The organism is Rathayibacter sp. PhB179 (genome assembly GCF_004345345.1).
Lineage (GTDB): Bacteria > Actinomycetota > Actinomycetes > Actinomycetales > Microbacteriaceae > Rathayibacter > Rathayibacter festucae.
The window spans coordinates 223,109-244,303 of sequence record NZ_SLVD01000004.1 but is presented as its reverse complement, the minus strand read 5'-3'; the positions used below and the strand labels follow the sequence as shown (position 1 = coordinate 244,303).

Sequence of the window (21,195 nt, the reverse complement as noted above, 5' to 3'; positions counted from 1 at the left end):
GATCCCCCGCGGGGGCGGAGCGGTCCTGGTACTGCTGGTCCTCCCGTCGACCGGGGCCTGGGCGGAGGAGGCGCCGGGGCGGAGCATGGAGCCATGACAACGACACTGATCACCGGGGCCAACAAGAGCCTCGGCCTCGAGACCGCCCGCCGCCTGATCGAGGCCGGCCACACCGTGTACGCCGGCATGCGCGACCCCGCCAACGGCGACGCCGCCCGGGCGCTCGGCGCCCAGGTCGTGCAGCTCGACGTGACCGACCAGGCGAGCGTCGACGCGGCCCTCGCCTCGCTCCCCGCCCTCGACGTCCTGGTCAACAACGCCGGGATCCTCGGCACCTCCTTCGGCGTCGACGACCTCTCGGCGGAGGCGATGGCGAGCGTCCTCGAGACGAACGTCGTCGGCATCGTCCGCGTCACCCAGGCCGCGCTGCCGCTGCTGCGCCGCTCGGCCGCGCCCGTCGTCGTCAACGTCTCCTCCGGAGTCGGCTGGCCGCGCGCCCTGGTCACGCCCGGCCGCGACGAGTTCGGCGTGCCCGCGATCCCCTACGCCGCCTCGAAGGCCGCGGTGATCACCCTGACCGTGCAGTACGCGAAGAACCTGCCCGAGTTCCGGATCAACGCGAGCGACCCCGGCTACACCGCGACCGACTTCAACGGCCACGGCGGGCACCAGACCGTCACCGAGGGCACCGACGCGACCGTCGCGCTCGCCCTGCTCGGCCCGGACGGCCCGACCGGCGAGTTCCACGACCGCCACGGTCGCATCGAGTACTGAGCGCCACTGCACGCTCGCTGGACGCTCGCCACCGAGGGCTCGCCGCGGATTCGTTGCACCTGGCAACAAACCGGCGGCGAGCCCGGCAGAATGGGGACATGACGCAACGGAGCAACTGGGCGGGCACCTACGAGTACCGCGCCGCCGACATCCTCGAGCCGGAGTCGATCGACGAGGTGCAGAACCTCGTCCGCGAGAACGAGCGGGTCCGCGCGCTCGGCACCCGCCACTCCTTCAACGCCCTCCCCGACACCGCGGGGGCACTGCTGCACCTCGGCCGCATCGCCCCCGACCCGGTGATCGACGCCGAGGCGAGCACGATCACCGTCGGCGGCGCCACCCGCTACGGAATCGTCGCCTCGCACCTGCACAGCAACGGCTACGCCCTGCACAACATGGGCTCGCTCCCGCACATCTCGGTGGCCGGCGCGATCTCGACCGGCACCCACGGCTCGGGCGACCGCAACGCCAACCTCTCCTCCGCCGTCTCGGCGCTCGAGCTGGTCACGGCCGACGGCTCGCTGCGCACGATCCGCCGCGGCGAGCCCGGCTTCGAGGGCGTCGTCGTCGGCCTCGGCGCCTTCGGCGTCGTCACCCGGGTGACCCTCGACATCCAGCCGACCTTCGACGTCCGCCAGGACGCCTTCGTCGACCTGCCCTGGGACCGCGTGCTCGACGACTTCGACGCGATCACCTCCTCCGCCTACAGCGTGAGCCTGATGACGCACTGGTCGAGCCCCACCGTGGAGCAGCTCTGGCTGAAGACCAAGGTCGAGCAGGGCTCGGTCGCCGACGTCGACGCGACCCACCTCGGTGCGGTCGCCGCCTCCGCCTCGCTGTTCGCCGTCTCCGAGGGCGTCGACTCGAACCTCAACCCGTTCGGCGGCTCCGTCGGCCCCTGGTCGGAGCGCCTGCCGCACTTCCGCCTCGACCGCGAGCCGAGCGCCGGCGACGAGATCCAGAGCGAGTACATGGTGCCGCGCGAGAACATCCGCGAGGCCCTCGTCGCCCTGCGCGCGATCGGCGAGCGGATCGACGAGGTCCTGCTGATCACCGAGCTGCGCACCATGGACGGCGACGACCAGTGGCTCTCCCCCGCCTCCGGTCGCGACAGCGTCGGCATCCACTTCACCTTCAAGAAGGACCGCGCCGGCGTCGACGCCGTGCTGCCCGCCGTCGAGGGCGCGCTGCTCCCGCTCGGCGCTCGCCCGCACTGGGGCAAGCACTTCCTCGCGACCGCCGCCGACATCGCCCCGCTCTACCCGCACCTCGACGAGTGGCGCACCCTCCGCTCCGCCTGGGACCCCACCGACCGCTTCGCCAGCGCCTTCGTCCAGGACCGCCTCCTCGGCTGACCCCCTCTCTCCCTTCCGCGAGATGCCACTTGTGTACGCGACACGCCGTGAAAGGCGTGCACAAGTGGCATCTCGCGGAGGGGGACGGCGGGGGTAGCGTCGGAGCGACGAGAGGGAGGCAGCATGCCCGCGAAAGAGGAGATCCCGTCGACGATCGAGCGGTCGGACGAGCACGCGCAGAAGCTGTGGTCGGCCGCGCACGACTCGGCCGTCGACAGCTACGGCGAGGGTGAGCGGGCGCACCGCACCGCGTTCGCCGCGCTGAAGCACGAGTACGAGAAGGTCGGCGACCACTGGGAGCGCAAGGCCGAGAGCGGCCCCTCCGACGACCGCGCCGCCCAGCGCGGCCCGGACGGCGACGGCGACACGGCCGGCGGAGTCGACGCGAACGCCACCAAGGCGCACCTGCTCGACCTCGCGAAGCGCCTCGACGTCTCCGGCCGCTCGCGCATGACGAAAGCCGAGCTCGTCGACGCCCTGCAGCGCGCGAACGCGAAGCAGACCCGCCGCGCCCGCGACTGACCCGCGCACCGCACCGGCCGACGCCCCGCCACTCTCCGAAAGTTGTCGTACTCGGCGCTCGAGTACGACAACTTCTGAGGAGTCCGAGGACGTCGTCGTCCTCGGCGCCTAGTGCGACGACGTTCGAGGACCGGGCCGGCGGCTAGGAGATGCCGAGCTCGTGGCTGAGGACGAGCGCCGCGGCGCCCTGCAGGACCAGCTCGCCGGGGTCCGTGCGGGACTCCATCCGCAGCTCGCGGGTGACGGCGGGCAGCGTGCGGCGGGCGATGGTCGCACGCGCCTCCTCGAGCAGGACCCCCTCGACGAAGCGCTCCGGACCGGCGAGGACGACCGCGTCGATCCCGAGCACGGCGACGATCGGCGCCAGCGCGATCCCGAGCGACCGGCCGGCCCGGCGCAGCAGCCGCTCCTGCTCCGGAGCCGAGGCCGCCGCGAGCCGGGGGCCGAGGTGCGCGACGGACACCGCGGACTCGAGGCAGCCCCGCCGCCCGCACGAGCACTGCTCGCCGTCCTCGTCGATGACGACGTGGCCGATCTCGCCGCCGGTGAACTGATCGCCCTCGACGAGGGAACCGCCGATGATCAGTCCGGCCCCGACGCCGTCGCCGAGCAGCACGAGCAGCAGGTTCGCTCCGCCGCCGCGGTGGAAGGTGTGCACGGCCAGGGCGGCCGTGTTGGCGTCGTTCGCGACGTGCACGGGCAGGCCGAACCGCTCGGCGAAGACGCTCCGCAGATCGAGGCCCCGCCAGCCGAGGTTGGGGGCCTCGCGCACGACGCCGCCGTGGTCGACGACCCCCGGTGAGCCGATCCCGATCCCGAGGACCGGAGCCTGGGACGAGGCGATCAGCTCGGCCGCGAGGCCGAGGGCGAGCTCGACCGCGTCCGCCCCGGACGCGCCGTCGCGGGCGAGCCGGCGGTGCTCCCGGATCTCGCCGCGCAGGCTGACCAGGGCTCCGGTGCACTCGGCCTCCGCCGAGAGGTCGAGGCCGACGATGCTCCGCGCCCCGTGGTCGAAGGCGATCACCAGTGCGGGCTTGCCCACCCGGGCGTCGACGCGGGGACCGAGGTCGAGCAGCAGCCCCTCCGAGTGCAGCTCGCCGACCAGATCGGAGATCGTGACCGCGGTGAGACCGCTGATCCGGGCGAGATCCGCCCTGCTCATCTCACCGTCGTGGAAGAGGCGCTGGAGGACGAGCGAGCGGTTGTGCCGGCGGTTGTGCGACGGCAGTGCCTTCTCGGTGACGCGCAGCTGGCCCATGGTCCTTCATCTCAGCCCGTGACCGGCTCAGCCCTTGACGGCGCCGGCCGACATCCCGGACACGAGATTACGCTGGATGATCAGGAAGAACACGACCACCGGGAGCGAGAAGAGCACGGCCCCGGCCATCTGCCCGCCGTAGTCCGTCCCCACCTGACCGCCCGACGCGGTGCTGAAGGACGCGAGCCAGACCGGGAGCGTGTAGCGGGCCTGATCCTTCAGGAACGTGTAGGCGACGATGTAGTCGTTCCAGCCGGCGATGAAGGCGAAGACGCTGCTCGAGACGATCCCGGGCATCACCAGCGGGAAGAGGACGCGGGTGAGCAGCTGCCAGGTCGAGGCGCCGTCCAGGCGCGCCGCCTCGTCGAGCTCGACGGGGAGTGCGAGGAAGAACCCGCGCATCACCCAGATCGAGAACGGCAGCACGCCCGCCACGTAGGCGAGGGCGAGACCCGCGGAGGTCCCGATCAGATCGACCGCGTTCAGGAGCAGGAACTGCGGCAGGAGCAGCGCCGTCGCCGGGAGCATCTGCACGACGAGGAGCAGAACCAGGATCGCCCGCCGGCCCCGGAAGCGGAACCGCGCCAGCGCCGCCGCCGCGAACAGCCCGAGCACCATCGCGACGACGACCGCGGCGCCCACCACCACGACCGAGTTCTGCAGGTGGCGCAGGAAGTCGCCCTGGGTGAGCGCCCGGACGAAGTTGTCCAGGGTCGGCGACTCGGGCAGGAAGTGCGGGGTGGAGCTGAGCATCTCGGACTGCGGCTTGAAGGCCGTGTTGACCATCCAGTAGACCGGGAAGAGCCAGAGCAGGCAGAACAGCACCGCGATCGCCGAGCTGATCCACGGGTAGCGCCGCAGCCGGCGCCGGATCGAGGTCGAGGTCGAGGTCACGGTCAGAGCTCCTCTCCGGAGCGGACGAGGGTGAGGATGTAGACGGCGCTCAGGGCGAGCAGGATCAGCGTCGACGACACGGCGATGGCGGAGCCGGTGCCGATCCGGGCGCCGCCCGAGAACGCCGTCGTGAAGGTGAAGACACCGAGCGTGGACGTGGCGCCGTCGGGCCCGCCGGCCGAGACGAGCCAGATCTGGTTGAAGACGTTGAAGTCCCAGATCACCGAGAGCATCGTCACGAGCAGCAGGGTCGGCCGGAGTGCGGGGAGCACGACGACCCGGTAGACCGCGAGCTCGGAGGCGCCGTCCAGCCGCGCGGCCTCCTTGCGCTCGATCGGCACCTGCGTCTCGGCGGCGTGCAGGGTGAGGGCGAGGAAGGGCACGGCCTGCCAGACGACGAGGAGCCAGATGCAGACCCAGGCGAGCCGCGGGTCGGCGGCCCAGTTCGTGCTGGTCAGATCGCCGACCAGCCCCGTCCGGGTGAGCAGCCAGTTGACGACGCCGTACTGCGGCTGGAAGAGCCACCGCCAGATCAGCGAGGAGGCGACGTTCGGCATCGCCCAGGCGAGGATCAGCACCACGGTCGTGAGCAGGCGCAGAGCCGCCGGCAGCCGGGTCAGCAGGTGCGACATCCCCGCGCCGATCAGCACGCTGCCCGCGACGAGAGCGCTCGTGAAGACGAGGGTGCGCACCAGCGCGAGCCAGAACTCCGGGTCGCCGAGGATGTCGGCGTACTGCGCGAGCCCGACGACGTCGTAGGCACCGGTGAACAGGCTGCGCTGGTCGTAGTCGGTGAAGGAGGTGAGGACGAGGAAGACGATCGGAGCGATCGTCACGCCCGCGAGCACCAGCCCGGCCGGGGAGAGCAGCAGCAGCGGGGCGAGCGAGGAGCGGCGCCGGGCGCGGCGGGCCGCCGCCGCCGGGCGGGGTGGGGCGGTGGCGGGGGCGGTGGACATCGCGCGATCGCCCGGCCGGCCTAGTGGCCGTTGAGCGTGTCGTCGGCGGCGGCGTCGAACTCCTCCGACGCCTCCTGCACGCTCTTCGCGCCCGAGGCGATCGAGGAGAACAGCGACTCGATCTCCCGGTTGCTCTCGATCGCGGCCCACTTCGGATTGGCCGGCACGGACTCCGAGGTCAGCGCGGCGGTGAAGAACGCGCGCTCGATCTCGCTCAGATCGGACTGCGCCGCCTCGATCCCCTCCCGGCTGTTCGGGATCCAGCCGTCCACGCCGTGGACGAAGTCGCGCTGCACCTCGGGGCTCGTGGCGACGGCGATCCACTGCCGGGCGAGGTCGGCGTTCCGCGACTTGGCGGCGACCGCCCAGTTCGAGCCGCCGAGCACCACCGGCTGCGTGCCGCCGTCGACGCCCGGCATCGGGAAGGTCCCGAGCTCGTCCTCCGACAGCTCCGGGTTCGCCTTCAGGACGCCGGCGACGCCGGTGGTCAGGATCGCGGAGGTCTTGCCGTCGGCGAAGATCTGGTTCTGGTCGGGGTCGAGGGTGTTCAGCGTCGCCGAGGAGGCGCTGGAGTAGGCGTTCTGGAACTCCTTGAACGCCTCGAGACCGGACCGCGAGGCCCTCGAGCTGAGCGCGGACCACCAGGTGTCGCCGTCCTGCATCGCGATCCGGCCGCCCGCGTCCCAGACGAACTGCAGCCCCGCGTACCAGTACTGCCCCGGGAGGTAGAAGGCCGAGAAGTCGGGGGTGCCGGTGTGCGCGGCCTTCACCTTGTCGAGCGCGGCGGTGAGCTCCTGGTAGCTGGTGGGGAGGGTCATCACGCCCGCCTCGGCCCAGAGCTTCTTGCTGTAGACGACGGCCCGCGCGCCCGCGAAGCCGGGGACGGCGAAGAGGTGCCCGTCGAACGTCGCCGGGTCGACGAGGCCGTCGAGCCAGGTCTGCCCCTGCGCGAGCTCGTCCCGGTGCTCCGTCAGGTCGAGGAGCCCGCCGTTCGCGGCGTAGCCGGCGACCTGGGTGTTGCCGATGTCGAGGACGTCCGGCGGGGAGTCGGTCGCGAGCGCCGTCGAGACCTTGGTGGCGATCCCCTCCCAGGTCTGCACCTGCACGTCGACCTCCGCGCCGGTGGCCTTCGTGAAGCGCTCCTCGACGGCGGCGAGGGTCTCGGGCGAGTAGTCGCCGTCCATGCTCCAGACGGTCAGCGTCCGGCCCTCCTCGCGTGCCCCGTCCGGCCCGCCGTCGCTGGTCGTGCACGAGGTGAGCAGGAGCACGCCCGCGACCCCCAGGGCGCCGAGCACGACCGCCCTGCGCCGCACCGATGCGTACTTCCCGACCACGTTCTTCCAGGCCACAGCTCTCTCCTCCGTATGGGTGCCGCGTCGCGATCCGGGATCCTGCGCCAGTTGCGACGGAGTTAGTAAAGAACCCTTGCGAACCCCTGTCAACGAGGCTTCACTGACAGGCGCGAAGAGTCGCATCCCCCGCGCAGAACGGAGCCCGCCGTGCCGTCCCTCCTCCCCCGACCCCGCTCGCTGCGCCCGGAGACCGGCGAGTTCGTGCTCTCCGCGAGCACCCGGATCGCCTGCCCGGAGGCCCTCGAAGGCGCCGCGCGGCTGCTCCGCGCCACGGTCGGCCGGGCGACCGGATCCGCGCTCGAGCGTGGCGACCAGGCGACGGCCGGCATCCGGCTCGCGCTCGATCCGGCGCTCCCACCCGAGGGCTACCGCCTCCGCGTCGACGACCGCTCGGTCGTCCTCACCGCAGCAGGCCCGGCGGGCGCGCTGCACGCCGTGCAGACGCTGCTCCAGCTGCTGCCGCCGGCGATCCACCGGTCCGCTCCCCTGCCCGGGGTCCGCTGGGCGGTGCCGGCCGTGACGATCGAGGACGAGCCGCGCTTCGCCTGGCGCGGGATGCTGCTCGACGTCGCCCGGCACTTCCTACCCGTCCGCGAGGTGCTCCGCGTCATCGACCTGCTGGCCCTGCACCGCCTGACCGTGCTGCACCTGCACCTCACCGACGATCAGGGCTGGCGCCTGGAGATCCCGCGCTACCCGCGGCTCACCGAGGCGGGCGCCTGGCGGCGGCGGTCGCAGGTGGGCGCAGGCCCGACCGCGGGGCAGGACGACCGGCCGCACGGCGGGTACTACCGCCGGGACGACATCCGCGAGATCGTCGCCTACGCCGCGGCGCGGGGCGTCACCGTCGTCCCCGAGATCGAGCTGCCCGGCCACGCGCAGGCCGCCCTGGCCGCCTACCCGGAGCTGGGGGTGCGGGGCGAGAGCCTCGAGACCTGGACGGAGTGGGGCGTCAGCACGAACGTCTTCAACGTCGAGGAGAGCACGATCGAGTTCCTCGAGCACGTCCTCGACGAGGTGATCGAGCTGTTCCCCTCCGCGTACGTCCACATCGGCGGCGACGAGTGCCCGAAGGACCAGTGGGCGGCCGACGCCCGCACGCAGGAGCGGATGCGCGAGCTGGGGATCCCGGACGAGAACGCGCTGCAGAGCTGGTTCGTCGGGCGCATCGGCGCCCACCTCGCCCGCCGCGGGCGCCGCCTGCTCGGCTGGGACGAGATCCTCGAGGGCGGCCTCGCACCCGGCGCGACGGTGCTGTCCTGGCGGGGACGGGTGGGGGCGGTGGCGGCGGCCCGGGCCGGCCACGACGTGATCGCCTGCCCCGAGGACACCGCCTACCTCGATCACCGGCAGTCCGAGGCGGCGTCGGAGCCGATCCCGGTCTCGACCGTCACGACGGTCGCCGACGTCCTCGCCTTCGACCCGGTCCCGCCCGAGCTGACCCCCGAGCAGGCCCGGCACGTCCTCGGCGGGCAGGGGAACCTCTGGACCGAGCACGCCGACTCTCCGCGCACCCTCGACTACCTCGCCTTCCCCCGGCTCTGCGCGCTGGCGGAGGCGCTCTGGTCGGGCGGGCACCGCGACACGGAGGACTTCGAGGCCCGACTGACCCACCACCTGACCCGGCTCGACGCCTTCGGGGTCGAGTACCGCCGCGCCGATGGACCGCTGCCGTGGCAGACGCGGCCCGGCGTCCCGGGCCGCCCGATGACGCACGCGGAGGCTGCCGCGCAGGTGGCGCTGCTCACCGCGGACATCGCCGGCGGCGGGGACGGATCCAGTCCCTAGCCCGAGGGACACAGGGTCGTCGAGCAGGAATCCGCTCTCCGTGCGGCCCGTCGCGGCCTGGTGGGCGGGCCTCAGAAATGTGCACAGGCTGTTGCACCTTCACCGTGGTCCACGTCCGAGTCCTCATCGACGAGCTCGAGGAGCAGGAGGTCGACGGGTCGGACTTCTCCATCTATCTGCTCTTCTTCCACGTCCGTCAGCTCCGATACGTCGTGATCGAGCTGAAGAAGGGCGCGATGGAGCCGTCCCTCTCTGGGCAGCTCGGGTCTCCCTCGCGCTCGTCGACGACCGGCTCCGCGGCGACGTGCCGCACCGGCCGACGGTGGGATTCTCATCCGCGGTGGCCGTCGCCACCTGCACCCACGAATCCCGGCCGCCGAAGGAACACCGAACGGTCGACGTCAGAGCCGGCATCATCGCGGCGAGCCGACCGACTGACACCGCCGCCGGTGCGCCTTCTAGCAATTGCCGCTAATCAAAGCCATGTCAGTTCGCTCGCAGGGGCTCCGCTCGACGGGCTCCGAGGCGTGGGTTGCACACGAGCCTCGGAGCCCGCCGGAGTCCCGCCTGCTAGGCGCCGGGTGCGAGGCCGAGCTGCGTGAGGATGCCGAGCTCGTCGCTGCTTCCCCAGCGCTCGGCGAGCTTGCCGTCGACGAAGGTGCTGATCTGCATGCCGCGGATCTTCACGGACCTGCCCGTCGGCGCGTGGCCCTGGAACACACCGGTCTGCGTGCCGGTCAGCGTGTAGGCGAAAGCGACGCTGTCGTCGTCCGCGACGAGCTTCTCGACTTCGAGCGCCATGTCGGGGAACGCGGTCCGCAGGTCGCCGAAGAACGCGGCGTATCCCTCCGGGCCGGGTGCCTGGCCGGGCGCCGGGTCGTGGTCGACCGAGTCGGGCGCGACGAGTGCGTCGAACGCGGCGAAGTCGCCGACGTTGACCGCCTCGCCGAAGGCCTGCTGGGCGGCGATGTTCTGCTCGCGAGTCATGTGCTGTCACCTGTTCTGCACCGGTCCGGTGCCTCGAGGAGTGGTGCGGGTCGTCAGCGACGGTACGCAAGCCCGTCGAGGGCGGGGTAGGGCTTGCGCGCTCCCCCGGGCGCCTCCATCGCCGCTCCTAATCGAGAGCATTTCAGTTTGCTGACATGCAGTCCTTAGGGTCGCACGCTTCGCGCCGGCCGTGCTTGGCCGACCCATCCCTGGGCTGAGGGCAGGCCCAGCTCGCGAACTGCTCGTGCAGCACCATCACCGAAGCCGTCGCCGCGATCGGCGGGGACCCGGGACCTGCAGGGTTTCCGAGCACGGCGGCTCGCGATGTGCTCAGTTCGCGGAGGGACTTGAATCGGTGAGTGGAACGGCCCTCGTGAGGACTCGGGCCGTTCCTTTCTCGCGGGTGTCCCGCGCGCTGACGACGCGGGCTTCCGTCAGCGCTGGGGGAAGATGTGGACCTTCCGCGCGGACTCCGAGCTGGCGGCCGCGAGCGCTTCCGCGTACTCGGCGAGGCCGAAGGTGTGGGTCACCATGCGCTCGGCGAGCTCGGGGAGGGACGTGATATCCTCGACGGCCGCCGGGTAGGAGGTCGCGAGGGACTGCGATCCGATGATCTTCAGTTCTCGATCGAAGAGGTCGTAGGGGAAGAGGTCGATGGAGGCGGTCGGGCTGACGACGCCCATCTGCAGAAGTGTGCCCCGCTCGGCGAGGCGCACGAGAGCGTCCGAGACGGCGGTGGGATGTCCGCTGGCTTCGATGACGAGGTCGATGTCGCGCTCGGTCGCGCGCTCCCCCGGCGCGAAGACGGCATCGACGCCGAACTCCAGGGCGGCCTGGCGCCGGACCGGGCTGGGCTCGACGACATCGATGGTGGACGCTCCGCGGGCGCGGACGAGGGCGGCGGCGAGCAGGCCGATCGAGCCGGCGCCGTAGATGAGGACGCGCTGTCCGGAGACGGAGTCGACCCGGTCCAGGGCATGCAGGACGCACGCGAGAGGCTCGATCAGGGCGCCGGTTGTCCAGTCGATGCCCTCGGGAAGGGCGAAGACGACTCCGACGGGGACGCTGACGAGTTCGGCGACGGCGCCGTTGGAGGTGACGCCGATGGGAACGAGGTTGCGGCAGAGGTTGGTGGCACCGGCAACGCACTGGTCGCAGTGGCCGCAGGCGACGTTCGGGTCAACGCAGACGCGATCGCCGACGGAGAAGCCGTCGACGCCAGGTCCGACCTGGACGATGGTCCCCGCGAACTCGTGTCCCGGAACGACTGGGAACGTGCCGGTCGGATAGTCGCCGGAGGCAAGGTGGATGTCGGTTCCGCAGATACCGACGACCTCGGGGGCGATGACGACTTCGCCGGAGCCGGCTACCGGGTCGGGCAGCTCTGTGACGTCGATCGAGCCCTTGCCGTCGAGAACCACTGCGCGCATGTGAATACCTTTCATCGGTCGTGGCTGAAGAGAATCCTCGGCCCTGAGGACTCGCCGCGCCGCCCGGATCAGGCGAGTGGTGAGTACCAGAGGCGACTCTACTTCTTCTTGTACGTACTGTCCAGACGCACCGGATCACGGGGACCTGATGCGCGAGGCGGAGGGGTCGAGTGCCCCCCTCCGCCGGATCTACTTGACCGCGCCGAAGAGGAGGCCGCGGACGAGGGACTTCTGGGCGATCCATCCGGCGATGACGACAGGGATGCTGACGAGGGTCGCGACTGCGGCGACGTGGGCGGTGTAGAGCTCTCCGAAGCTCAGGAACTTCTGCAGGAACAGCGGAAGGGTGGAGTTCGAGTTCGTGAGGTTCAGGGCGAAGAAGTACTCGTTCCAGGAGAACACGGCGCACAGGAGCGCGGTGGAGACGATGCCGGGTCGGCAGAGCGGCAGGATGATCGAGCGCAGCGCTCTCCAGCGGGAGGCGCCGTCGACGGCGGCGGCCTCCATGATCTCGCCGGGGAGCTCCTGCATGAAGGACCGGATCATCCAGATGCCCAGCGGGAGGTTCATCCCGAGGTGCATCACGATGAGCAGTCCGAGCGTGTTGAGGACGCCCAGCGCCGTCGCGACGACGTAGACGGGGATGATCGCTGCCGCGATGGGCATCATCTTGGTGGAGATGAAGAAGAAGAGGACGTCCTGCGACTTCTCCACGGGGCGCACGGAGAGCGCGTAGGCGGCGGGGACCGCGAGAACGATGACGAGCAGTGTGGAGACGCCGACGACGACGAGGGAGTTGATCGCGTACGGCCAGAATCCCGCTTCGAAGACGCCCGCGTAGTTCTCCATCGTCGGGGTGAAGATCAGCTTGGGAACCGCGGCGGCCGCGTCGGGCTCCGTCTGGAAGCTCTTCAGCACCATGTAGGCGATGGGGAGGAAGAGGATCAGGCTGCCGATCCAGCCGCCGAGTCCGATGAGCGCGCTCGCGATGCGCTTGGAGGGTGTGCGGTGCACGCGGATCGCGCTGCGGGGGCGAGACTTCCGCTCGGTCTCGGTGACGGTGCTGGGCGGGGTGATCAGGGTGGCGGTCATCGTCGCCCCTCCTTCTGGAAGATGCCGGACAGCAGGCGCAGTGCGGGCAGAATGAGCGCGATGGTGAGGACGAGCGTGACGACGCCGAAGGCCGACGCCGCTCCGAAGTCGAAGGAGTTGAACCCCTTCAGATAGATGTAGTACGTGATGTTGGTGGTCGCGTAGGCGGGGCCGCCGGCGGTCAGCAGTGCGATCTCGCCGAACGTCTGGATGAGGTTCATGGCCAGCAGGAGCGCGGTGAGCTCGATGTAGGGCCTCAGGTGCGGGACGAGGATCGCCGAGAACTGGCGCAGGGGTCCTGCGCCGTCCACTCGGGCTGCCTCGAGCTGCTCCTGAGGCGCGGACTGGAGTCCGGCGATGAGGATCAGCAGCGCGAAGGGTGTGAAGCGCCAGGTGAGCAGGATGATCAGCGCGGCGAGCGGGTACTCGCTGAGCCAGGAGATCGGGGGGAGGCCGAGGCCGCGGGAGATCCAGCCGAACAGGCCGAAGCCGGGGTCGAACATCGCGGAGCGCCAGAAGAGGGTGACGGCCACGGGCATGACGAAGAAGGGCGTGATGGCGAGAGTGCGGGCCAGGCCGCGGCCGGGGAAGGAGTGGTTGAGCAGGAGGGCCAGGAGCAGGCCGAAGACGATGCAGGCGATCGTGGAGATGCCGGTCATCAGGGTGGTGTTGCCGATCGACTTCCAGAAGATCTCGTCCTTGAAGGTGGAGAGGAAGTTGGCGCCGGCATTGAAGGTGGCGGGGCGGCCGCCGAGCAGATTCCAGTCCTGGAAGCTGTAGATCAGGGTCATCACGAAGGGGATCTGGGTGATGACGAGGGTGAAGATCAGCGCCGGCAGCAGCGGTCCGCGCAGATTCCAGCGCTCGCGTCGGGAGACGGTGGGCGGACGGACGACGGGCGGGGCGGGAGAGATCGTGGTGGAGGCCATGAGGGTCCGATCAGGAGGGCTCCGCCCGCGGGTCCGGTGAGAGGACCCGCGGGCGGAGCGGGGGTGTGCTACTTGAGGTAGCCGGCGGAGGTCACGGCTTCGGTGGCGTAGTCCTGGCTCTTCTGCAGGGCTTCGTCGACCGTCTGGGAGCCGCTGATCGCACCGGCGACCTGCTGCGAGACGAAGTCGCCGATGTCCACGAACTCGGGGATCTGCACGTACTGCACTCCCGTGTACGGAACCGGATCGACCGTGGGCTGGTTGGGGTTGGCGGCCTCGATGGAGGCGAGAGTGAGGTCCGCGTAGCGCGAGGCGGCCTCGGTGTACTCGGGGATCTCGTACGTCGAGGTGCGGGATCCGGGCGGGATCGAGTCCCAGCCGGCTTTCTCTCCCGCGAGCTCGATGTAGTCCTCGCTGGTCACCCAGGAGATGAACTTCCAGGCCGCGTCGGGGTTCTTGCTGCTCGAGGTGACGCCCAGGCCCCAGGACCAGAGCCAGCCGGAGGCGAGACCGGAGGGTCCGGTGGGTGCCATCGCGAAGCCGATGTTCGGCTCGACCTCGGGCGTGGCCTGGTCGAGGACGGACCCTGCGAAGACGGTGTCGTCGTACCACATGGCGGTGGTGCCCTGGCTCATCTGCTGCAGGCAGCCTTCCCAGCCGTCCTTGGCGGCGTCGGGCTGGCCGTGCTCACGGAGCAGGTCGACGTAGAACTGCACAGCTTCCTTGGTCTCGGGAGAAGTGAGCTGGGGCTCCCAGTCCTCGTTGAACCAGCTGCCGCCGTAGGTGTTGATCACGGTGGTGAGCGAGGCGAGGTTCTGGCCCCAGCCCGCGAGCCCGCGCAGGCAGATGCCGGAGACACCGGCCGCGTCGTCGTCCATCGCGGCCGCCGCAGCGGCGACCTCGTCCCACGTGGGCTTCTCGGGAATGGTGACGCCGGCCTTCTCGGCGAGGTCCTTGCGGTAGAACAGGAAGGAGGACGAGCCGTAGAACGGTGCGGCGTACAGGGTGCCGTCGTCGGAGACGATGTCCTTGATCGGCGCGGTGAGGTCGGCCTCGTTCCAGGCCGCGTCCTCGCTCGCGTAGTCGTCGAGCGGAACGATCCAGCCGTTCTGAGCCCAGATGGGGACCTCGTAGGAGCCGATCATGGCGACGTCGAACTGCCCGGCCTTCGTGGCCACGTCCTTGGTGACAGTGGGGCGGAGGTCGTTCTCGGGCAGCGTGGTGAATTTCACCGTGATGCCCGGGTTCTTCTCCTCGAAGTCGCTGATGAGCGACTCCGCGGTCTTCATCTGCGGGTTGGCGGCCAGGGCGACGTTGATCGTCACGTCACCGTCGGCGCTGGTGCCCGCGTTGTCGGTGGAGCAGGCGGCGAGTCCTCCGGCGAGGAGGGAGCCGGCGGCGGCGATTCCGAGGAATCGGAACGCTGCCCTCCGGTGCTGTGGTCGGGTGTGCATCATTGAACCTTCCAGATGAGCGACGGTGCTTCAGGAGTTGGTACGTACAGGACGTACTGGCCGAACGGAACGAATCATACGGTCAGTACATTCACAGCGTCAACAGTCCGACGCCATCCGTTGCGCGAGGGACGCGGAAACAGCTCCCGCGCCTCCTCGTGCAGACAGGAAAAGCTTTTTGTATGGCATGTTGAGACTGTCCGTGCGTTACTGTCCGAGGACCGCGTTCAGCGGGCCGTCGACGCCGATTGGAGAACGTGATGGCGCAGATCATCGAGCGCGCATCGCCGGTGCCCTACTACGAGCAGCTGTTCAGCATCCTGAAACGACGCATCACCGCCGGTGAGATCCCCACCGACGAGCGCTTGCCGAGCGAGCTCGAGCTGGGCCGGGAGTTCGGGCTGTCGCGCGCGACCGTCCGCCAGACCCTGACGAAGCTGGAGAACGAGGGCTTTGCGCGGAGGGTCGCGCGGAGAGGGGTCTTCGCGGCCGCGCCGGAGAAGACCTCGGGGTGGACCGTGCAGGACACCCAGGGATTCCTCGATTCGCAGCTGCGTCACGGCCGCACCGGGATCACGACCGAGGTGGTGGACGCGCGCTTCCTGGTGCCGCCGGAGCACGCCGCCGAGGCGCTGCAGATCGACGCCGGCACTCCGGTCTTCGCGCTCGAGCGGGTGCGCTCTCTGGACGGCGCTCTCGCGATGTTCAGCACGAACTGGTTCCCTGACGAGGTGGCCCGGACGATCTCGAACGCGGACGACGTCCTCGACGGCACCGGCTCCGTCGACAGCACTCTGCGCCGGGCGGGGTTCACGACCAGCGGCGCGCACCGGGTCATCCGTTCGATGAGGGCGCCGCAGCACGTGGCCTCGCACCTGCGGATCGGCGCCGACGACCCCGTGCTGCGGGTCCGCTCCTGGTCGTGGGATCAGAACGAGTTCCGGTTCGACTATTACGAGACCTGGGTCCTCACGGACGTCGTCCCGCTCGAGGTGATGGTCTCCGCGAGCTGACGAGCCGGCCGCCCGGACCGGTCAGAACCGGACGGCCGACCCGCCGAAGACGATCGACGGATTCGGGGTCCATCCACGTGCATGCGCACCCAGGAGAGCTGCGGCGACGGCGGTGACTTCCGGCTCGTAGACCGGTGTCGTGCTGTACCCGTTGATGTCGGTCTTGATCCTCACCCAGCCCGGAGAGTGGACCCATCCTCCGGCGAGTCGGACCTCCGTCGGCTCGGAGGCGTCTTTGCGGACGGCGTCGACGGCGTCCCGTCCAGCGAGGGCGAGGGCACCGAGCACGGCCGAAGCGCGAGCGCGTGGGTCGCGAGGAGCGTCGAGTGAATAGGACGGCCGCCCTCCCCCTCGTCGTCCAGGAACGAAGTACCCCGAGTCCAGGACGGCGAGCGGGCGGAGCTCGTCGGTGAGGATCGCGTGGATCTGAGCGGCGACCGCGGGATCCTGGGAGGCCCACGCGACGTTCCGGGCGAGCTCCTCGACTCGGAGGAGCGTCGTGCCGGCGGAGCGGATCCCCGGCGCGACGTCGACGTAGTCGTGGCGCTTCGCGCCCTTCCGGGGCGACTGGATCACGACGACCTCTGCCGTCCCCATCGAGTCGAGCACGGCACCGGGGGCGATCTGATCCACGCCCCATCCTCCGATGGGGTGATCGTGGCCGCCGGCGACAACGATCGCATCGGGAGCGAGCGCCCCGGAGGCGCGCAGCAGCGGGGACCGCAGATCCCCGACGACGTCGCCGGTGCGGACGACGACCGGCAGCAGATCCGCTGATCCGAGTGTCAGATCGACTCGATCGCTCGCCCAGGTCCTGTCCCGTGAGCGCCACGCCGCAGTTCGGGAGGCCAGGGTGTCGCTGAGGTACGGTCGACCGCTCCAGACGACGCCGGCGTAATCGGCGAGGGCGATCCAGTGCGCGGCGTCGCTCCCGGACGGTTGTGCCCTCGCCCATCTCCATCCGACGAGCGTTCGGACGGGGTCGGTCTCGGCATCGAACGTGTCATCGGCGTGGAGACGCGGTCGCAGCGAGCGGAAGATGCTCTGCCGGCGAGGGTCGAACCAGGCCAGCGCCTCGGTCAGGGGAGCGAGTGCCGAGTCGACGAGGACACCGTCCTCCCCCACTCCCGCGGCACAGATCGCATGCACCTCGAGCGTCTCCGCGCAGAGGGCGACGATCATCTGCTCGATCGACCGGAAGAGGGCCCCGGCATCGATGGACGGCGTCCGGGCACCGCGCGGAGTGGGACGGCTCGCGCGTGCCACGACATGACCGTCCGCGTCCATCGCGACGATCTTGATGTTGGTGCTGCCGATGTCGACACCGCAGGCCACGGCTGTCCGCCCCGTGCTGCGCACAGGCGCCACCTCCCCTTTTCCTGTCCCCATTCTTCCCGCTCCCTGCTCGGAGCGCGGGACAGGGCCTCCGCGGTGAGGGCCCGGAACCGGCGCGCTCGTTCCAGGCGTCATGCCGGTCGTCGCGGCGACGAGAGCGGGGACGTCACCGCGCCACGCCTCCGGTCAGGCTGGCAGCGGGAGCGGTGTCGTCGTAGCCGAGGGCGGCTTTCGCGGCGTTGTGCTGCTCGACGATCTGCGGATGCAGAGCGGAAGGGGCGAGCTCCGCCGAGACGGCAGCCCATGTCGGGAAGGAGCCTGACAGCGCTGCGACGGCCTGCATCGCGGCGCCCTTGGTGACGTACTCGTCCAGGTCCGGCACGACGACGGGAACGTCGACCATCTGGGTGAGGATCTGCTGTACGGCCGGGCTCTGTGCGGCGCCTCCGATGAGCAGGAGGCGCTGGGGCCGGATGCCGCAGTCGCGCAGGGCGTCGAGCATCTCGACCTGGCTGGCGAGTGTCCCCTCGATCACCGCTCGAGCGAAGTTGGGACGGGTGAGATTGGTCAGTGAGGCTTGATGCAGAGACCCTCGGGCGTGAGGGAGGTCCGGTGTGCGCTCGCCTTCGAAGTACGGCAGCAGAGTGAGCCCTCCCGCGCCGGGTTCCGCTTCCAGAGCGAGATCGGAGAGCTCGGCGTACGTGCAGCCGAGCAGTCCTCCTGCGAGTTCGAAGTTCCTGGCGGCGTTGAGCGTAGCGACGAGCGGGAGGTGCTCGCCGGTCGCGTCGGCGTAGTTGCAGACGTAGCCGGCGTAGTCGTGGACGGGCACGGCGGAGCGGGTGTAGACGACGCCGGAGGTGCCCAGGGAGAGGACGGCGTCGCCGTTGTCCAGTCCGAGAGCGAGGGCGGCGGCAGCGTTGTCGCCACTGCCGACGCCGATGGGCAGTCCGGCGGGGATGCCGGGGATGCCGGGGCCGGTGACGCCGGCGGTGGCGAGGGGGTGCAGGACCTCGGGCAGCAGCGCCGTCTTCCCGAACGCGTGCTCGAAGAGCCCCCTGTCGTACTCGTTCGTGGCTCCGGACCAGTACGCCGTCCCGCTGGCTTCGGAGCGGTCGGTGACCAGCGCATCGAGCCCGCCGGTTCCGGCGCCGAAGCCGCGGAGGCGCCAGGTCAGCCAATCGTGCACGATCGCCACGGCCGCGGTGCGGCGAACGGCGTCGGGATCCGTGTCTCGCAGCCACCGCAGCTTGACGACGGTGTCGGAGAGCGTGATCGGCAGGCCGGTGCGCCGGATCCACTCGTCTCGGCCGACTTCGGCGTTGAGGGTGACCATCTGGGCGTGCGAGCCGGTGTCGTTCCACAGCGGTGACTCGCAGACGACCGCTCCGGTCGAGTCGAGGAAGACCGGGGTGTGCTGCTGGCCGCTGACCGAGATCGCGAGGACGTCGTCCAGCCCTCCTGCGCGACGCACCGCGGTCAGAAGCGCGGTCCACCAGGCGTCGGGGTGGACGAGGGTCTGCGGCGGATGAGAGGCCTTCCCCTCACGCACGCGCATTCCGGTCGCGAGATCGCGCACCGTGACCTTGCAGGCCTGCGTGGAGGAGTCAATTCCCGCGATCAGCATCGTCGCCTCGCTTCTGGGTCGTCGAACGGGGTGCACTGCGCGCAGGCGTGCGCGGGCTCATGCGGGGGTTCCCTTGAGGTGCTCCCACTGGGGGGCGGTCCGCTCGCACCACTGGGCGAGCAGGTCGTGCCGAGGGGAGTCGGGGAGCACGACCCGGGGGTCGCAGTCCTCCCACCGGGCGGTGGTCCCGGAGGCCAGCGCTTGGGCGCCGAGGGAGACGACTTCGGGGAACTGCGAGACGCTGAGGGTCGTGTCGAGCAGATCGGCCTTGAGCTGGAGCCAGAGCGGGTTGCGGCCGGCCGGGCCGATGACCTTGATGCGCTCGGGTCGCAGCGGGAAGAGTGAGAGGACGTCCTGGAACTGCCGGACCATCCCGAGGAAGCAGCCGAGGACGAGTTCGTCGCGAGTCGTATCGGTGCGGAGGCCGGCGATGATCCCGCGCGCGGCCGCGTCCTTGGTGGGCGGGGGGCTCCCCCGGAACCGAGGGAGCACGAGGGGGATCCTGTCGAGGTCCACGTCGCCGGCGAGGTAACGGCGGTGGGCGGCGTCGATGCCGGCCGTCAGGTCGGCGGCGTCGATCGCGAGCATCGACTGCAGCGTCGCGAACGCGGAGCCTCCCGTGGGGATGGAGGCGAAGAGGGTGTACTCGGCACCCGTGCAGGAGATGCCGTTGGCGAGTTTGGCGAGCGCAGCCGCGTCGTCGAGATCGGGGACGCTCCGGTTGAAGAGCAGTCCTTCGGTGGTGCCGGTGGAGTTCAGCAGCTCGTTCTCGCGCAGGTCGGCGCCGATCGCTCCGACCATGTGGTCGTGGCCGGCGACGTGCACGACGACGCTCTCCGCGAGATCGAGGTCCCGAGCGGCGCGAGCGGTCAGGGGCGAGCCGTGGGCAGCGGTGCGCAGTTCCGGGAACACGTCCACGTCGAGGTCCAGCAGCGCCGCGATCTCCGGCGACCACGTCTTCTCCGTCAGGTCGAGGGCCATGGTGCGGCTGGCGAGGGAGTACTCCGACCAGCGCTGCCCGGTCAGAGTCGCGGCGAGGAACTCGGCGACGTTGAGCCAGTGAGCGGTCGAGGCGTTCTCGCCCGCCTCCTCCACCGCCCACGCGACCTTGGACAGGCCGTAGTTCGCGTTGACCGGCAGACCTGTCGCCCGGTAGACGAGGGTCCGGTCGGAATCGGTGAGCCTGCTGAGGCGGTCGGCGCCGCGGTGGTCGTGCCAGAGGATCATCGGTGAGGCGAGGGAGCAGTCCGGGAGGACGAGTCCCCCGGACTCCCCCACCCCGGTGATCGCGATGCGGGCGACGCTCGCGCGGTCAGGGGGATCGAGTTCGCTGATGAAGGCGGAGACGATGCCCTGCAGTGCCTCGACGTCGTAGATCTCTCCCCACGTGTCCTTCGTCGTGGGTGTGCTGTGTCGCGCGGAGGCGATCAGCGCACCCGCGGCGTCGAACAGGCACAGCTTGACGCTCGTCGTTCCGACGTCGACCGTGATCGTGGGAAGCACTTCGGTACCTCGTTACGCGGCGGAGGGGTTGAGGGTGCGGATGCGGCGCTCGACGACGTCCGAGATGGCGGTGACGGCGTTCGTGGACACCCGGATGAGGGAGGCTTCCCTGTTGTTGGCGTTGTACGCCTCGCCGAAGGTGCGGATCATCGCGTTGCGGAGGTCGCTGGCCACGTTGACCTTGACGACACCGAACTCGTGCAGCCGCGCGAGCTGCTCGTCGGGGAGGCCCGAGCCGCCGTGGATGACGAGGGGGACGCTGCTGGCGGCGCGGACCCGAGCGAGCAGGTCGAAGTCGATCTTCGCGTGGGGGACGTAGCCGTGCTGGTTGCCGACGGACACGGCGAGCATGTCGCAGCCGACGGCATCGATGAAGTGCTTCACCTGGTCGGGGTCGGTCGTGCTCGCGTGCTCCGGTGCGACGTCGTCCTCCTTCCCGCCGATGCTGCCCAGCTCCGCCTCGAGAGCGATCTCGGGAGCGCACAGTGCGCGCGCCTGGGCGGAGACGGCGACGTTCTCCTCGTAGGGGTACTCGGAGTAGTCGATCATGACCGAGGTGAAGTCGGCGGCGAGAGCGCCCTCGACGGCGGAGAGCTCCTTGCCGTGGTCGAGGTGAAGCGCGACCGGGACGTCGGTCGTCGCGAGGCGGCGGCTGACCATGTCGTAGATGTACTCGTAGCCGGAGAGGGCGACGTTGGTCGGGGCGACCTGGATGAAGGTGGGAACGCCCACGCGCTCGATGGCGTCGACGATCCCCATCGTGGTCTCGATGTTGGTGGTGTTGAACGCTCCGGCGACGAGGCCTCGGGAGGTGCATTCGTTGATGACGTCGATACCGCTGACGAGAGGCATGAGAGTGTCCTTTCACGATGTGGCGCCGGGTGCGGCGAGAGGTGGGATGCCGCCGCGACGGCGGTCCTGTGATCGGG

18 protein-coding genes are annotated in these 21,195 nt (G+C 70.3%); 5 read left to right on the top strand and 13 right to left on the bottom strand.

Features of this window, described 5'->3' with window-relative positions; translation table 11 throughout:
* Positions 1-93 precede the first annotated feature (93 nt).
* The 3 genes from EDF43_RS10625 to EDF43_RS10615 all read left to right on the top strand — a co-directional run bounded on the left by EDF43_RS10625 (position 94) and on the right by EDF43_RS10615 (position 2,651).
* Positions 94-774: an SDR family NAD(P)-dependent oxidoreductase gene (locus tag EDF43_RS10625; protein WP_123446999.1), complete on the top strand. Its 681-nt coding sequence runs from the start codon at positions 94-96 to the stop codon at positions 772-774.
* A gap of 98 nt (positions 775-872) precedes the next feature.
* Positions 873-2,129 (top strand): D-arabinono-1,4-lactone oxidase, encoded by a 1,257-nt coding sequence (locus EDF43_RS10620; RefSeq protein ID WP_132436729.1) that lies wholly within the window; start codon positions 873-875, stop codon positions 2,127-2,129.
* A gap of 123 nt (positions 2,130-2,252) precedes the next feature.
* Positions 2,253-2,651 carry a ChaB family protein gene (locus EDF43_RS10615; protein WP_123706382.1) on the top strand — a complete coding sequence of 133 codons (399 nt, stop codon included), beginning with the start codon at positions 2,253-2,255 and terminating at the stop codon, positions 2,649-2,651.
* Between the two features lie 142 nt (positions 2,652-2,793).
* Here the strand turns inward: EDF43_RS10615 and EDF43_RS10610 are convergent, their stop codons facing one another.
* From EDF43_RS10610 to EDF43_RS10595, 4 genes are read right to left on the bottom strand one after another with little or no spacing between them, the layout of a single operon-like run.
* Positions 2,794-3,909, bottom strand: coding sequence for an ROK family transcriptional regulator (locus EDF43_RS10610; RefSeq protein ID WP_123732559.1), 1,116 nt, complete (start codon positions 3,907-3,909; stop codon positions 2,794-2,796).
* A gap of 27 nt (positions 3,910-3,936) precedes the next feature.
* Positions 3,937-4,803 carry a carbohydrate ABC transporter permease gene (locus EDF43_RS10605; protein ID WP_207901687.1) on the bottom strand — a complete coding sequence of 289 codons (867 nt, stop codon included), beginning with the start codon at positions 4,801-4,803 and terminating at the stop codon, positions 3,937-3,939.
* Between the two features lie 2 nt (positions 4,804-4,805).
* On the bottom strand, positions 4,806-5,759 hold the full coding sequence (locus tag EDF43_RS10600) for a sugar ABC transporter permease (protein WP_132436728.1): 954 nt from the start codon (positions 5,757-5,759) through the stop codon (positions 4,806-4,808).
* 20 nt (positions 5,760-5,779) lie between these two features.
* A complete protein-coding gene (locus tag EDF43_RS10595; protein ID WP_207901685.1) occupies positions 5,780-7,108 on the bottom strand; it encodes an extracellular solute-binding protein in 1,329 nt (442 codons plus the stop codon).
* Positions 7,109-7,258: 150 nt separating this feature from the next.
* Between EDF43_RS10595 and EDF43_RS10590 the strand changes: the two genes are divergently transcribed.
* Positions 7,259-8,899: a beta-N-acetylhexosaminidase gene (locus EDF43_RS10590; RefSeq protein ID WP_132436726.1), complete on the top strand. Its 1,641-nt coding sequence runs from the start codon at positions 7,259-7,261 to the stop codon at positions 8,897-8,899.
* Positions 8,900-9,469: 570 nt separating this feature from the next.
* Here the strand turns inward: EDF43_RS10590 and EDF43_RS10580 are convergent.
* The 5 genes from EDF43_RS10580 to EDF43_RS10560 all read right to left on the bottom strand — a co-directional run bounded on the left by EDF43_RS10580 (position 9,470) and on the right by EDF43_RS10560 (position 14,791).
* On the bottom strand, positions 9,470-9,886 hold the full coding sequence (locus tag EDF43_RS10580; protein WP_132436722.1) for an ester cyclase: 417 nt from the start codon (positions 9,884-9,886) through the stop codon (positions 9,470-9,472).
* 434 nt (positions 9,887-10,320) lie between these two features.
* On the bottom strand, positions 10,321-11,316 hold the full coding sequence (locus tag EDF43_RS10575) for an alcohol dehydrogenase catalytic domain-containing protein (protein ID WP_165909078.1): 996 nt from the start codon (positions 11,314-11,316) through the stop codon (positions 10,321-10,323).
* 189 nt (positions 11,317-11,505) lie between these two features.
* The gene (locus tag EDF43_RS10570; protein WP_132436718.1) at positions 11,506-12,408 is read right to left on the bottom strand and encodes a carbohydrate ABC transporter permease; all 903 of its coding nucleotides are present in this window, start codon (positions 12,406-12,408) and stop codon (positions 11,506-11,508) included.
* Entirely contained in the window at positions 12,405-13,337 is a 933-nt protein-coding gene (locus EDF43_RS10565) for a sugar ABC transporter permease (protein WP_132436716.1), read from the bottom strand. Before EDF43_RS10565 ends, EDF43_RS10570 begins: the two co-directional genes overlap by 4 nt.
* 68 nt (positions 13,338-13,405) lie before the next feature.
* Entirely contained in the window at positions 13,406-14,791 is a 1,386-nt protein-coding gene (locus EDF43_RS10560) for a sugar ABC transporter substrate-binding protein (RefSeq protein ID WP_123734232.1), read from the bottom strand.
* Positions 14,792-15,051: 260 nt separating this feature from the next.
* Here EDF43_RS10560 and EDF43_RS10555 point away from each other — a divergent pair, with 260 nt between their 5' ends.
* The gene (locus tag EDF43_RS10555) at positions 15,052-15,804 is read left to right on the top strand and encodes a GntR family transcriptional regulator (RefSeq protein ID WP_132436714.1); all 753 of its coding nucleotides are present in this window, start codon (positions 15,052-15,054) and stop codon (positions 15,802-15,804) included.
* A gap of 21 nt (positions 15,805-15,825) precedes the next feature.
* Here EDF43_RS10555 and EDF43_RS10550 read toward each other — a convergent pair whose 3' ends face one another.
* The 4 genes from EDF43_RS10550 to EDF43_RS10535 form a co-directional block, all read right to left on the bottom strand.
* Positions 15,826-17,172: an FGGY family carbohydrate kinase gene (locus tag EDF43_RS10550; protein WP_165909077.1), complete on the bottom strand. Its 1,347-nt coding sequence runs from the start codon at positions 17,170-17,172 to the stop codon at positions 15,826-15,828.
* A 133-nt stretch (positions 17,173-17,305) separates the two neighbouring features.
* Positions 17,306-18,763, bottom strand: a complete 1,458-nt coding sequence (locus tag EDF43_RS10545; protein ID WP_132436710.1) for an FGGY family carbohydrate kinase — start codon at positions 18,761-18,763, stop codon at positions 17,306-17,308.
* A 57-nt stretch (positions 18,764-18,820) separates the two neighbouring features.
* Positions 18,821-20,266 carry an FGGY family carbohydrate kinase gene (locus tag EDF43_RS10540; protein ID WP_132436708.1) on the bottom strand — a complete coding sequence of 482 codons (1,446 nt, stop codon included), beginning with the start codon at positions 20,264-20,266 and terminating at the stop codon, positions 18,821-18,823.
* Positions 20,267-20,278: 12 nt separating this feature from the next.
* Complete coding sequence (locus EDF43_RS10535) at positions 20,279-21,118, bottom strand: class II fructose-bisphosphate aldolase (protein WP_132436706.1); 840 nt, start codon at positions 21,116-21,118, stop codon at positions 20,279-20,281.
* Between the last annotated feature and the right edge of the window lie 77 nt (positions 21,119-21,195).